The organism is Streptomyces sp. bgisy100, from assembly GCF_057709105.1.
The window spans coordinates 31,275-44,465 of record NZ_JBYITE010000056.1 but is presented as its reverse complement, the minus strand read 5'-3'; the positions used below and the strand labels follow the sequence as shown (position 1 = coordinate 44,465).

The 13,191-nt window shown below is 69.6% G+C and carries 11 protein-coding genes; 2 read left to right on the top strand and 9 right to left on the bottom strand.

What is annotated here, in order from left to right; all coding sequences use genetic code 11:
• Window positions 1–250 precede the first annotated feature (250 nt).
• The gene (gene gad / locus AC3EQ1_RS27435; protein WP_432097020.1) at window positions 251–1,615 is read right to left on the bottom strand and encodes a glutamate decarboxylase; all 1,365 of its coding nucleotides are present in this window, start codon (window positions 1,613–1,615) and stop codon (window positions 251–253) included.
• Between the two features lie 376 nt (window positions 1,616–1,991).
• Window positions 1,992–2,252: a DUF4235 domain-containing protein gene (locus AC3EQ1_RS27430; RefSeq protein WP_432097019.1), complete on the bottom strand. Its 261-nt coding sequence runs from the start codon at window positions 2,250–2,252 to the stop codon at window positions 1,992–1,994.
• Between the two features lie 434 nt (window positions 2,253–2,686).
• On the opposite strand from AC3EQ1_RS27430, the gene AC3EQ1_RS27425 reads away from it, so the two are divergent.
• Window positions 2,687–3,331 (top strand): LysE family translocator, encoded by a 645-nt coding sequence (locus AC3EQ1_RS27425; RefSeq protein ID WP_432097018.1) that lies wholly within the window; start codon window positions 2,687–2,689, stop codon window positions 3,329–3,331.
• A gap of 65 nt (window positions 3,332–3,396) precedes the next feature.
• On the opposite strand, the gene AC3EQ1_RS27420 is transcribed toward AC3EQ1_RS27425, so the two are convergent.
• Window positions 3,397–3,630 carry a hypothetical protein gene (locus AC3EQ1_RS27420; RefSeq protein WP_432097017.1) on the bottom strand — a complete coding sequence of 78 codons (234 nt, stop codon included), beginning with the start codon at window positions 3,628–3,630 and terminating at the stop codon, window positions 3,397–3,399.
• Between the two features lie 169 nt (window positions 3,631–3,799).
• Here AC3EQ1_RS27420 and AC3EQ1_RS27415 point away from each other — a divergent pair, with 169 nt between their 5' ends.
• Entirely contained in the window at window positions 3,800–4,363 is a 564-nt protein-coding gene (locus AC3EQ1_RS27415) for a hypothetical protein (RefSeq protein ID WP_432097016.1), read from the top strand.
• Window positions 4,364–4,461: 98 nt separating this feature from the next.
• On the opposite strand, the gene AC3EQ1_RS27410 is transcribed toward AC3EQ1_RS27415, so the two are convergent.
• The 6 genes from AC3EQ1_RS27410 to kdpF form a co-directional block, all read right to left on the bottom strand.
• A complete protein-coding gene (locus AC3EQ1_RS27410; protein ID WP_432097015.1) occupies window positions 4,462–6,402 on the bottom strand; it encodes an APC family permease in 1,941 nt (646 codons plus the stop codon).
• Window positions 6,403–6,606: 204 nt separating this feature from the next.
• Window positions 6,607–7,698, bottom strand: coding sequence for a glutamate--cysteine ligase 2 (locus AC3EQ1_RS27405; protein ID WP_432097014.1), 1,092 nt, complete (start codon window positions 7,696–7,698; stop codon window positions 6,607–6,609).
• A 455-nt stretch (window positions 7,699–8,153) separates the two neighbouring features.
• The gene (gene kdpC / locus AC3EQ1_RS27400; RefSeq protein ID WP_432097013.1) at window positions 8,154–8,810 is read right to left on the bottom strand and encodes a potassium-transporting ATPase subunit KdpC; all 657 of its coding nucleotides are present in this window, start codon (window positions 8,808–8,810) and stop codon (window positions 8,154–8,156) included.
• 5 nt (window positions 8,811–8,815) lie between these two features.
• A complete protein-coding gene (gene kdpB / locus AC3EQ1_RS27395; protein ID WP_432097012.1) occupies window positions 8,816–10,945 on the bottom strand; it encodes a potassium-transporting ATPase subunit KdpB in 2,130 nt (709 codons plus the stop codon).
• The gene (kdpA, locus tag AC3EQ1_RS27390) at window positions 10,942–12,630 is read right to left on the bottom strand and encodes a potassium-transporting ATPase subunit KdpA (RefSeq protein ID WP_432097011.1); all 1,689 of its coding nucleotides are present in this window, start codon (window positions 12,628–12,630) and stop codon (window positions 10,942–10,944) included. The genes kdpB and kdpA overlap by 4 nt, the downstream gene beginning before the upstream one ends.
• Before the next feature lie 7 nt (window positions 12,631–12,637).
• Complete coding sequence (kdpF, locus tag AC3EQ1_RS27385; RefSeq protein WP_037770757.1) at window positions 12,638–12,727, bottom strand: K(+)-transporting ATPase subunit F; 90 nt, start codon at window positions 12,725–12,727, stop codon at window positions 12,638–12,640.
• Between the last annotated feature and the right edge of the window lie 464 nt (window positions 12,728–13,191).

Sequence of the window (13,191 nt, the reverse complement as noted above, 5' to 3'; positions counted from 1 at the left end):
AGATTGACGGCGTGATCGTTCGGGAGGCCGGTCAGATGGGGAGCCGGCGCGGACTGAAGCGGTGTGTCGTGGGGCGGGTGCGGAGCCGGTCGACGCGGGGGCCACGAGATCACAGCAGAGATACCGGGCGGTGACCCACTGGGCAAGGCCGACAAAATGAGCCGCGAGCTCACCAGGGAATCGGCACCAACCTGGCGAATCGAAACAGGCATCCGGCCCGCAACCGCATGAACATTGATCAGGTTCCCCCTCAGTAGCCGGTGCCGCGCTTGACCTGGGCCCTCTCGACCTGGCTGGTTGCACCCTTCTGATCCAAGGTGTCGCATGCGTCGGCGATGTCCTGAGTCAGACGCTCGATCTGCTCGCGGCTCAGGGTCTCCTTGACCAGGGCACGCAGGATCTTCACCCGCTCCGCGTTGGGCGGAAGGGTGTACGCCGGCACCATCCAGCCGCGCTCGGCCGAGAGTTGCCAGGCGATGTCGGACTCGTCGTAGGCAGGCTTGCCGGCGAGGCGGAAGGCGACCAGCGGCAGCTGCTCGAGGTCGCTGCCGATCACTTCGAAGCGGCCGCTGCTCCGCAGGTTGTCCGCCAACGCGTGGGCGTTCTTCTGCATCGTCTCCATGACGTAGGTGTAGCCCTCACGACCCAGCCGCACGAAGTTGTAGTACTGGGCGAGCACCATCGACGCGCCGGTCGAGAAGTTCAGCGTGAACGTCGCGTCGGTCTTGCCCAGATAGTTCTCGTAGAACACGAGGTCCTTGGCCAGGTCGGACTCCTCGCGGAAGACCAGCCAGCCGATGCCGGGGTAGACGAGGCCGTACTTGTGTCCCGATACGTTGATCGAGCGGACCCGCTCGAGCCGGAAGTCCCATTCCGAGTTCGGGTAGAGGAAGGGCCACACGAAGCCGCCGCTGGCGCCGTCAACGTGGATCGGGATGTCCAGGTCCCGCTCCTTGTGGACGTCCCGCAGGAGTTTGTCGATCCCGACGACGTCGTCCTTGTGGCCGGTGAACGTGGTGCCGACGACGGCGACGACGGCGATCGTGTTCTCGTCGAGGTGGGGCTCCACGTCCTCCGGGCCGATCGTGTACTTGTCCTCGGCAAGCGGCACGATCCGCGGCTCGACGTCGAAGTAGCGGCAGAACTTCTCCCACACGACGTGGACGTCGCCGCCGAAGACCAGGTTGGGCCGGTCGGCCGACAGGTTGGCCGCCTGGCGGCGCTCCCGCCACTTCCACTTCAGCGACAGCCCGCCGAGCATGATCGCCTCGGACGAGCCCTGGGTCCGACATCCCGTGGTCCTGCCCGGAGCGTGGAAGAGGTCGGCGAGCATGCGCACGCAGCGCTGCTCGATCTCGGCGGAGATGGGGTACTCCGCGTGGTCGATGAAGTTGCGGTGGAGGTTCTCGGCGATGATCCGTTGCGCCTCCGGCTCCATCCAGGTGGTGACGAACGTGGCGAGGTTGCGTTGCGGATCCCCCTCCATGACGAGTTCCTCACCCAGCAGCCTCATGGAGTCCGTCGCGGTCATGCCCTCCTCGGGGAAGGCCTCCGAGGGAGCGGGCTCGGTAAGGAATCGGTTTCCGAACAGGGCCGCGACGTCTCTCTTGGTCATGCCGACGATTCAATCCTTTCCGGAGCGGAAGCCGGGCTCGGAACCTCGGGTCAGGCTCGGGTTTCACGAGAACGGCGCACCTTGATGACTTCTTGTTGTGCGGCGGGCCCGCAGGGGAGAACCTCCTGGACTTCGCCGTGGGCCCGCCGACTCCTGCCCCGGGGGCCGACGCAGCTGACCGGACCGTGGAGAGCCGGTGATCCTCAGGTACAGGCGCTCTTGCCCTGCAGTTCTCCGGCCGCCTGACGGAAGGCGTGCGATCGCTGCCGCGGCGCAGGCGTGAAGGGCGGTCCCGGCCCCGGCCCAGGGCGTCTGCGCGACATCCCACGTGCCTCGCCGGCGGGAGCGACCGGACGCCGGGTTCTCCTTGCGGGGCTCAGGCCGGCCAGGTACCGGTCACGCGGCGCATCCCCGCCGCGCCGCTGCGCGTCACCGCGGCCTTCACCGCGGCGGTGACCGCGCCGCGTACGGCGGCCACGGTCAGGACCTCCCGCCATCCGCGCTCTTCATCGGTGGGCTGCGGGGCGGTCTCCTCCCGGCCCGCGATCTTCCAGATCCGCTGGAAGACGGCGCCGGCAAGCACGCCCCCGAGCAGCCCGAGGATCAGCGAGAACGCCTTGTAGGCAAGCTTCCCCACAGGATCTCCCTTCTGCGCGGCGCTGCGATCCAGCAGCCGTTCAGCACCTGCGCAGATGCGGAACGAGGTGAACTACCTCCGCCGCGTCCGGCCGAGGCCGGAGGCAGCCGGCTCTGTACAGCCCGGCGGCCCGATACGGGTCGCCGACGCGGGCGTCCTTCCGCCACCGGCAGCAGCTGCCGCGGGAGGCGGGCCGGACGGTGCTCCGCCTTCCACCCTGACCCGCACGTATCCACCGCGCATCCCAGAACCCGGGTGACGTTGCGATGCCAACCACGCCTCGTCACCACCGGCACCACTCTGCGTGCGCTTCGGCTCGCCGGCTCGCTGCGGGCTTGCGGCCTTCCATATCAGCATGCGGGTGAGCCTGGAGCCGGTATTCCATCCTCTGTTTGAATGAGCCCCCGGCAGCCATTCCAGGAGGTGACGGACACATGGTGTCCACGGAGAGCATCCTCGCGTTCGCGGCGATGTCGCTACTGGTGATCGTGATTCCCGGGCCGAGCGTGCTGTTCGTGATCGGCAGGGCTCTCGCGCACGGCCGCCGCACCGCGCTCGCGACGGTCCTCGGCAACCTCATCGGCTCGTACCTCCTGGTGTGCGCCGTGGCATGGGGCCTCGGGGCGCTGGTGGAGACCTCGGCGGCGGTGTTCATGGGCGTGAAGCTGGCCGGCGCGGCCTATCTCGTCCACCTCGGCGTGCAGGCGTTCCGGCACCGCAAGGAGATGCGCGCGGCGGACATCGAGGCGCCTGCGGGCGAGCAGCGCAGCGATCTGCGCACAGTCCTGGACGGCATTCTCGTGGGCGTCACCAACCCCAAGGGCCTCGTCTTCTTCGCGGCGGTGCTGCCCCAGTTCGTGGACCACGCCGCGGGCCACGTTCCTTCCCAGATGATGGTGTTGGGCCTGGTCCCGGTGGGGATCGGCATGATCACGGACACCCTCTGGGGCCTGGGCGCCTCGGCGGCCCGTTCCTGTTTCGCCCGCTCGGACCGTCGCCTGTCCATGGTCGGCGGGGCGGGCGGCTTCGCGATGATCGGCCTGGGCGTGACCGTGGCAGCGACGGGCAGGGCGGACTGAGGGCTGCCCCGTGAACGATCTCCGACATGTGCTTCAGGCCGCATTCCGCACCCCGTTCCGAACCATCAGGCGGCGTCGCTGCTCAGCGGCTGTGGCTGCGGCTGAGCGGCGCCCGCCGTGCGGGAGTTGCCGGGCAGGGTGACAAGACAGCCGAGCATCGCGGCGAGCAGTGCCGCGGAGGATCCGAGAAGGGTCGGGGTGTAGCCGGCCGTCATGTCGAAGAGCAGGCCGGGCAGATACGAGCCGAGCGCGGAGCCGACCGGCTTCTGTCTCGCCTGGTGGGACAGGGTGTACTGCACTGCCTGGCAGGGGAGTTGGCCACTTCGCCGGCTTCCGGGCTCGTCCGCGAGTACGTCCACCACACGACCGGAGCCGCCACCGTCAGCAGCGCGCCGAGAATGAAGGGCCGTCGAAAACGCCGCGCAGGCACTCCTGTGCCCGGGTGGGCGGAGAGCCTAGTGTCGGCTCATGCAGCCGTCCCGTGACCCGCGTCCCCGGGTGGGCGCACTCCACGACACCCAGCACGACGTGCGGTGGCCCAGCGATGCCCGGTACGCGATCGGGTGCGCCGTCCTCCTGCTCGGAACGGCGCTGCTCATCGACGCGGGCGCGCACGGGCTGACCCTGCTCCGCACATCAGGCTGGATCGCGCTGGCGACGACCCTGTTGGTGATCCTGCTGCCGGCGCGGGTCAGCGCCGGACCGGGCCGCCTGACAGTCCAAGAACCGTGGGGCACCAGGACGGTCCGCACCGACCGGCTCACGGCGGTCGACTGGCCGGTCGGCAGCGCGCAGCGCCTGGTCCTGACCGACACGGACGGCGTACGGGCCGAGGTCGACCTGCGTGTCCTCGTCACCAACCCGGCGCTGTGGCTGCGGCTCGAAGCCGACGTGCTGGTTGCCCGGGAACGTGGCACCTTGGACCGCGGAACGGCCGGCCTCGCCCGGCTCTCCCTGTACCTCGACAGGGAGACGACCCGCTCCGTCGCCAAGGTGTCGGGCCTGGACTGGTACTCCAGCCATGGATCGTGATCGGTGGCCGTCCCGCGGTCCGGCCGACCTGCCTGCATGCGCGGCGCCGAATCTCCGGGACCGTGATCCGCAGTCTTCGGTTCCGACGCCGGGGGAGGTCAGCCGACGTGGACGCGGGGCCGCCGGGCACGGTCCGGTTCGGCCTCGCGCAGCACTTCACGGGTGACCGGCGCGACCTCGCCCTGGCCGAAGAGGAAGAACCGCAGGAAGTTGGTGAACGGGCTGCCCTCGGTCCATTCGAAGTAGATGTGCGGGCGCTGGCCGGTCTCGTCCCGGACGTGCAGCAGCAGCGCGGCGAGCGCGTTGGGGACACTGGAGCTCTCCAGGGTCAGCACGCGGTAGCGGCCGTGCAGGACCTCTCCGCGCACCCGCAGTTTCGACTCGAACTCGGAGGCGTCCAGGACGGTCACCTCCACGAACAGGAGGTCCTCCCCCGACGGGAGGTCGTTGTCCGAGCGGATCTGTTCCACCTTGTCGCGGTACTCGGCCACGTCCCGGCTGTCGGGCTCGTTCGCGATGAACCGGATGGTCCGGCTGGCGGTGTCCCGGACGAACCGGGCCGCCATGTCGTCGATCTCCACGTCGGTCACCCGCAGTTCGAAGACCCGGGCGAGGCGCGACAGCAGCGACAGACCCATGATGCCCGCGATGAAGCAGGCGCCGATCTTCACACCGTCGGGCCGCTCGACGATGTTCACCGCCGTCGTGTAGAGGAAGACGGCTGAGATGACGCCGAATCCGATGGTCCAGCCACGCTGCCGGGCCCGGCGCGCGGCGATGGTCACCGCGACCGCCGCGGAGGTGATGAGGACCAGGACACCCGTGGCGTAGGCGCCGCCCTGCGCGTCGACGTCGGCGTCGAAGATCCAGGTCACCAGGAACGCGACGAGGGTGAAGGTGATGACCATGGGGCGGACGGCCCGGGCCCAGTGGGGGGCCATGCCGTAACGGGGCAGGTAACGCGGCATCAGGTTCAGCAGACCGGCCATCGCGGAGGCTCCGGCGAACCAGAGAATGAGGATGGTCGAGGCATCGTAGACCGAGCCGAACACGGATCCCAGGTACTCGTGGGCCAGGTAGGCCAGGGCCCGTCCGTTGGCCGCCCCGCCGGCTTCGAACTCCTTCTCCGGGATCAGCAGCGTCGTGATGAAACTGCTGGTGATCAGGAAAACGCTCATGATCACGGCGGCCGTGGTCAGCAGCTTCTTCGTTCCGCGGATCCGCCCGGCGGGCTTCTCCTCGGTGTCCCCGGGCGCGCCCTGGACGTGGGGCATGACGGCGACACCCGTCTCGAAACCGGACAGTCCCAGCGCCAGTTTCGGGAACACCACCAGCGCGATGCCCACCATCAGCAGCGGGCTGCCGTGCTGCTCGGTCAGCGCGTGCGACCAGTCGCCGATCACCTGCGGGGCCGTGATCACGTGCCACAGTCCGACCGCCACGACCACGGCGTTCAGCGCCAGGTAGGACGCGACGAGGACCACCGCCAGCCCGATGGCCTCCCCGAAGCCCTTGAGGAACACCGCGCCCAGCAGGGCGACCAGCAGCAGCGTGATGATGACCTCGTGGCCCTCCAGCGTGTGGGTGAAGTTCGGGTTCTCCACCAAGTGCGCCGTGGCGTCGGCCGCCGACAGGGTGATCGTGATGAGGAAGTCCGTCGCCGCGAATCCCAGCAGCGTCAGGACGAACAGCTTGCCCTTCCAGAACGACAGCAGCCTTTCCAGCATGGCGATGGAGCCCTCGCCGTGCGGACTCTCCTCGGCGACCCTGCGGTACACCGGCAGGGCCCCCACCAGGGTCAATACCACCAGCACGATCGTGGCCAGCGGTGACAGCAGTCCCGCCGCCAGGGCCGCGATTCCCGGCTGGTAACCCAGCGTCGAGAAGTAGTCCAGCCCGGTCAGACACATGACCCGCCACCACGGCGCCCCGCTGTGGGCTTCCTGCTCGGCCTCCTGTGCCGGGCGTTTCCGGGTGTCGGCGGTCAGCCCTTCCAGCAGCCACTCCCGCAGGCGACTCGAGCGGGTGGGGGTAGCCATGTGTGCGGCGCTCCTGTCGTACGGCAAAGATCAGCCGTCAAAAGGACGGCTGGGTCAGCGTACGCAGATCCCGGCCGCACGCCCGGGCGGGAGCGGATCTTGACACATCCTTAACGGCGGCCTGCTCATGACCGGAAGCGCAGGCCAAAGGGCCCTTGACCGTTGGCGCCGGACGGACCGCCCGGGTCGCAGGCACGGCGGAGGTCACTCCGGGGCGTCCTCCAGGCACGCGGCGACCACGGCACGCAGGCTGCCGGTCCGGTTCAGCAGATCACGCTGGACGCGTGCCCCGGTGCCGTCCTTCAGGACCTGGTCGAGCCCCTCCCGGGCGAGCGGCAGGTCGTCGCCGTCCAGCGCGTCGCGGACATGGTCGAACAGTGCACGGACCACGGTCCCGGCAGGCTCCGGGGCGAGGGTGGCCGGGTGGATCAGCCGTCCCTCGAGGCCGGAGCGGCCGGCGCGCCAGGAGGCCAGCCGCAGCAGGCCCACCCCGTGCGAGGCGGGGGGCTCGCCCGACTGCCACTGGCGGGCCGCGGTCTCCACCAGGCCGCGGGTCAGCGTGGCCAGCAGGACCGTCGTCGCGGGGTCGAGGCACACGTCCGCCACCCGTACCTCGACGGTCGGATAGGTGTGGGAGAGCCGCGCGTCGAAGTACACCATCCCCTTGTCGCGGAGGGCACCGGTGCCGAGCATCGCCTCCACCTGCTCGTGATAGCGCCGCGCGGAACCGAAGATCTCCACCGGGCCCGCCGACGGCCACCGTCCCCACACCCGGCTGCGGTAGCTGCTGTACTCGCTGTCCGCACCCTGCCAGAAGGGCGAGTTCGCGCTCAGCGCGAGCAGCACCGACAGCCAGGGCCTGATCCGGTCGAGCACCCCCACCCCCTCCTCGTCCGAGTCCACCGACACGTGGACGTGACAGCCGCACGTCAGCTGCTCCTGAGCGGTCAGCCCGAACTCCCGCCGGAGCCACAGGTATCGCTCATCGGAGCTGATGGAGGGGCTCACCGGGAGCGGCGACGTGGCCAGCGCGGCCACCGCGGCACCCATGCGCCCGGCGTGCCGGGCAGCCTCAGCACGCCAGCGGCGAAGCTCGGTCCCGAGCTCCCGCATACAGGTCTGCGGACGGGTGGCGAACTCCAGCTGCTCCCGGTGGAGCTCCGACTCGAACACCGAGCCCCCGTCGCGGTCCGCGCCCCGCGAGGCCGCTGCCAGCACCGCTGTCGACAGCGCCTGCGGCTCCCCGGTGACCGGATCCACCAGCAGGAGCTCTTCCTCGACTCCGACACTGCGCATCTGCTCACCCTCCGAGAGCCCACCGGGCGCACACTCTCTGTGCCCTCCGGGTACCCGGCCGCGGGCGAGAGAAGCGCCGCCGCTCCGGGCATCGTGCAGGCGCCGGAGCCGGCCCGGCTCCCACCCCTCACCGCAGGCGCTGGGCAGCAGCCCGGCCTGCCCGGGGCACGCAGGGACCCGTGCATGGGCACCGACGCAGCACCTCCAGGCGCGCGCGGCGAGCCCCCGCCGGGAGGAACCGGCGGAGGCTCGGCACGCGTGGCTGCTCAGCGCTACAGGCCGATGTCGCGCCGGCTCATGTCGTCCAGCGATTCACGGCGAATGAGGACGCGAGCCCTCCCCCGGGCCACGGCGATCACCGGTGGCCGGCCGACCAGGTTGTACCCGGAGGCCATGGACAGGTGCCGAGGCGTACGGGGAGCTCCTGCGGTTCCCGACTCCCGCTGCCGGGACCGTCAGTGCCGGGTCAGGTCCCTCAGCGCGATATTGAGTCGGAGGACGTTGACATGCGGCTCGCCGAGGAACCCGGCGGTGCGCCCGTCGGTGTGGTCCTTCACCAGTTGTTCGACCCTGCCTTCGTCCAGGTGGTTGGTCCGGGCGACACGTGCGGCCTGCAGCCGGGCGTTCTCCGGTGAGATGTCGGGGTCGATCCCGGAGGCGGAGGCGGTGAGGGCGTCCACGGGGACCCGTGTCTTCTCCACGCCGTTGAACTCGGCGTAGGCGGTGCGGCGTTCGGTGACGGTGTCCTTGAGGACCGTGCTGTCGGCGGCGAGGTTGGAGGCGCCGGAGAGCAGGATGCTGTACTGCGTGTTGACGGTGTTGGGGCCGGCGGCGGAGGGGCGGGGCTGGAACCACTTCGGGTCCGGCCGCGGCGCCTCCTCGGCGTCCTGGGGGTCCTTCTTCGGCAGGTCGAAGGTCTGGCCGTAGAGCGCGGAGCCGACGACCCTGCCGTCCTTCGTCACCTCCGACCCGTCGGCCTTGTCGTGGAACAGGACCTGGGCGACGCCGGTGATCAGCAGCGGGTGGATGACGCCGCAGATCAGGGTCAGTACGAGGAGGGCGCGCAGCCCTGCCCCGGCCAGTCGTGCGGTGTTGCCGACGGTGTTGTTCATGGCGGTCACCCGATGCCCGGTACGAGGGAGATGAGCAGGTCGATGAGTTCGATGCCGATGAAGGGCGCCACCAGGCCGCCCAGGCCGTAGATGCCGAGGTTGCGGCGGAGCATCCGGTCGGCGCTCATCGGCCGGTAGCGCACACCCCGCAGGGCGAGCGGCACCAGCGCGATGATGACCAGGGCGTTGAAGATCACCGCGGAGAGGATCGCGGACTCCGGAGAGGCCAGACCCATGATGTTGAGCTTGTCCAGCCCCGGATGGGCCACGGCGAACATCGCGGGAATGATCGCGAAGTACTTCGCGACATCGTTGGCGATGGAGAAGGTGGTCAGTGCGCCGCGGGTGATGAGCAGCTGCTTGCCGATCTCCACGATCTCGATGAGCTTGGTCGGGTCGGAGTCCAGATCCACCATGTTCCCGGCCTCCTTGGCGGCCGAGGTGCCGGTGTTCATGGCCACCCCGACGTCCGCCCGGGCCAGCGCCGGGGCGTCGTTCGTGCCGTCGCCCGTCATCGCGACCAGCTTGCCGCCGGCCTGCTCCCGCTTGATCAGCGCCATCTTGTCCTCGGGCGTCGCCTCGGCGAGGAAGTCGTCGACGCCCGCCTCGTCCGCGATCGCCTTGGCGGTCAGCGGATTGTCGCCCGTGATCATGACGGTCCTGATGCCCATGCGGCGCAGCTCGTCGAACCGTTCCCGCATGCCGTCCTTGACGACGTCCTTGAGGTGGATGACGCCCAGGACGCGGGGCCCGTCGGCGTCCTCGACGGCGACGAGCAGCGGGGTGCCGCCGGCCTCGGAGATGGTGTTGGCCTTCTCGTCGGCGTCGTCGGCGACCGTTCCGCCGCGTTCCTGGACCCAGGCGATGACGGAGCCGGTGGCGCCCTTGCGGACCTTGTGGCCGTCGACGTCCACGCCGGACATGCGGGTCTGCGCCGTGAAGGGCACCCACTCGGCGTGGGCGAGCTCGCCCCGGTGCCGTTCGCGCAGGCCGTACGTCTCCTTGGCGAGGACCACGATCGAGCGGCCCTCGGGTGTCTCGTCGGCGAGGGAGGAGAGTTGGGCCGCGTCAGCGAGCTCTGCGGCCGTGATGCCTCGGAGCGGCAGGAACTCCGCCGCTCGGCGGTTGCCGAGCGTGATGGTGCCGGTCTTGTCCAGCAACAGTGTGGAGACGTCGCCGGCGGCCTCGACCGCCCGGCCGGACATGGCGAGCACATTGCGCTGAACGAGCCGGTCCATACCGGCGATTCCGATGGCGGAGAGCAGGGCACCGATCGTCGTGGGAATCAGGCACACCAGCAGCGCGGTGAGCACGATCAGGGACTGCTCGGCCCCGGCATGGATCGCGAAGGGCTGGAGGGTGACCACCGCGAGGAGAAAGACGACGGTGAGGGACGCGAGAAGGATGTTCAGCGCGATCTCATTGGGCGTCCTCTGCCGGGCGGCCCCCTCCACCAGAGAGATCATCCGGTCGATGAAGGTCTCTCCGGGCTCGGTCGTGATCCTGATGACGATCCGGTCGGAGAGCACCTTCGTACCGCCGGTGACCGCGCTGCGGTCGCCACCGGACTCCCGGATCACCGGGGCGGACTCACCCGTGATGGCCGACTCGTCGACCGAGGCGACGCCTTCGACGACGTCTCCGTCGCCGGGGATGATGTCGCCGGCCTCGCACACGACGAGATCGCTGACGCGCAGTTCGGTGCCCGGCACCCGCTCCTCGGTGGTGCCGTCGAGGCGACGGGCGACGGTGTCGGTCCTGGCCTTGCGCAGGGTGTCCGCCTGGGCCTTGCCGCGGCCTTCGGCCACCGCCTCCGCCAGGTTTGCGAAGATCACCGTCAGCCACAGCCAGGCGGTGATGACCCAGCCGAACCAGTCGGACGGGTCCGTGATCGCCAGCGCCGTGGTGACCACGGAGCCGATCTCGACCACGAACATCACCGGGGACTTGGCCATCACCCGCGGGTCGAGCTTGCGGAACGCGTCCGGCAGGGAGGCGAGCAACTGCCGGGGGTCGAACAGGCCGCCGCCGACCCGGCCCGGCCCGTGACCGACCGGTATGTCCTGAGGGGGCGCCGGAGTGGGAGGGGCGGTGGACATGGAGCGGTGCTCCTCGTGCGTGGTGTCGTGGGTCATGACGCCAGCCCTTCCGCCAGCGGACCCAGGGCCAGCGCCGGGAAGTAGGTGAGGCCGGTGATGATGACGATCGTGCCGACCAGGAGTCCGGCGAAGAGCGGCTTCTCGGTCCGGAGCGTGCCCGCGGTCCGGGGGACGGGCGTCTGTTCGGCGAGGGATCCCGCGAGCGCCAGGACGAACACCATCGGAAGGAAGCGGCCGAGCAGCATGGCCAGGCCGATCGTGGTGTTGTACCAGGGCGTGTCGGCGCTCAGCCCGGAGAAGGCGGAACCGTTGTTGTTGGCGCCGGAGGTGTAGGCGTAGAGCACCTCGGAGAAGCCGTGTGCTCCACTGTGGCCGGCCGCGTTCGCGGCCGTGTTGTAGATCGACTCCTGGGGCGCGGTCAGTGCCGTCGACAGGGCGGTGAAGCAGAGCACCAGGGCCGGGGTGACGAGGATGAAGCAGGCGGCGAGCTTGATCTCGCGGGTGCCGAGCTTCTTCCCCAGGTACTCCGGGGTGCGGCCGACCATCAGTCCGGCGACGAACACCGCGATGACGGCCATGATCAGCATGCCGTAGAGGCCCGATCCGACACCGCCGGGCGCGATCTCGCCGAGCATCATGCCCAGCAGGGTGATGCCGCCGCCGAATCCGGTGAAGGAGGAGTGGAAGGAATCCACCGCACCGGTCGAGGTCAGCGTGGTACTCACCGCGAAGATCGAGGAGGCTCCGACCCCGAAGCGGGTCTCCTTGCCCTCCATCGCACCGCCCGCGGCCTCCAGAGCCGGTCCGCTGTGGTGGAACTCGGTCCACATCATCAGCCCGGCGAAGGCCAGCCAGATCGTGGCCATGGTGGCGAGGATCGCGTAACCCTGCCGAACGTTGCCGACCATCCTCCCGAAGGTCCGGGTCAGCGCGAACGGGACGAGCAGGATGAGGAAGATCTGAAAGAGATTGGAGAAGCCGGTCGGATTCTCGAAGGGGTGAGCGGAGTTGGCGTTGAAGTAGCCGCCGCCGTTGGTGCCCACCAGCTTGACGACCTCTTGGGAGGCCACCGCACCGCCGTTGATCTGCTGGGTGCCGCCGGTGAGCGTGCCCACTTCGTGGATGCCGGCGAAGTTCTGGATCGCGCCGCACGCGACCAGGACGATCGCGCCGACGACGGCGATCGGTATCAGGATGCGGACGGTCCCGCGCACCAGGTCGGCCCAGAAATTTCCGAGTTCCCCGGTGCGGGAGCGGGCGAAGCCCCGGACGAGAGCCACCGCGACCGCGATCCCCACGGCGGCGGAGACGAAGTTCTGCACCGCGAGGCCGCCGGTCTGCACGACGTGGCCCATGGCCTGCTCGCCGTAGTACGACTGCCAGTTGGTGTTGGAGACGAACGACGCGGCGGTGTTGAACGCCTGGTCCGGATCGATCGACGCAAAGCCGAGCGAGCCGGGCAGGCCGCCCTGGAGGCGCTGCAGCAGGTACAGGAAGAGGACGCCGATGGCGGAGAAGGCGAGTACGCCGCGCAGATACGCGGGCCACCGCATCTCGGTGTCCGGGTCGGCGCCGATGGCGCGGTAGATCCACTTCTCGGCGCGCAGGTGCTTGCGGGAGCTGTACACCGCGGCCATGGAGTCGCCGAGAGGGCGGTATGCCAGAGCGAGCGCTGCGGTCAGCGCGAGCAGCTGGAGCACACCGGCGAGGACAGGGCTCATGTCGTGCTCAGAACCTCTCCGGGAAAATGAGGGCGAGGACGAGATAGCCCAGCAGGGCGACGGCCACGACCAGGCCGACAACGTTCTCGACGGTCACAGCTTCGCCACCCCCTTGGCGATGAGCGCCACCAGCGCGAAACCCGCGATCGTGGTGACGACGAAGGCCATGTCGGCCACCGTGCACTCCTAGAACTCTTTCGGACGGAGACGGGCCCACGGAAAGCGGGCGCCACAAGGAAGGAAACCTCTCCTACCTGCGAGTAATGACGCCCTTGACGGCTCCCTGACGGTGGCAGTCATGCCTTTGACACATCCTTGACGGCGTCCGGCGCCTCGCGTCGCGGAACGGCGTCCGGCGCCTCGTTCGTAGGACGGCGCCTCGTGTCGCAGGACGGTGTCCGGTGCCTCGCGTCGCAGCAGACGGTGCCGGCAGGCGAGGTTCCTTCACCCGAGCTCCCATGACCGAAACCGCCACGGGCAGCGCCCCCGGACAACACGGGGGCGCCTCGCCTCCGGGCAGGATCAGGCCCCCCACAGCCGCCGGGCCGGCCCCTCCGCGGC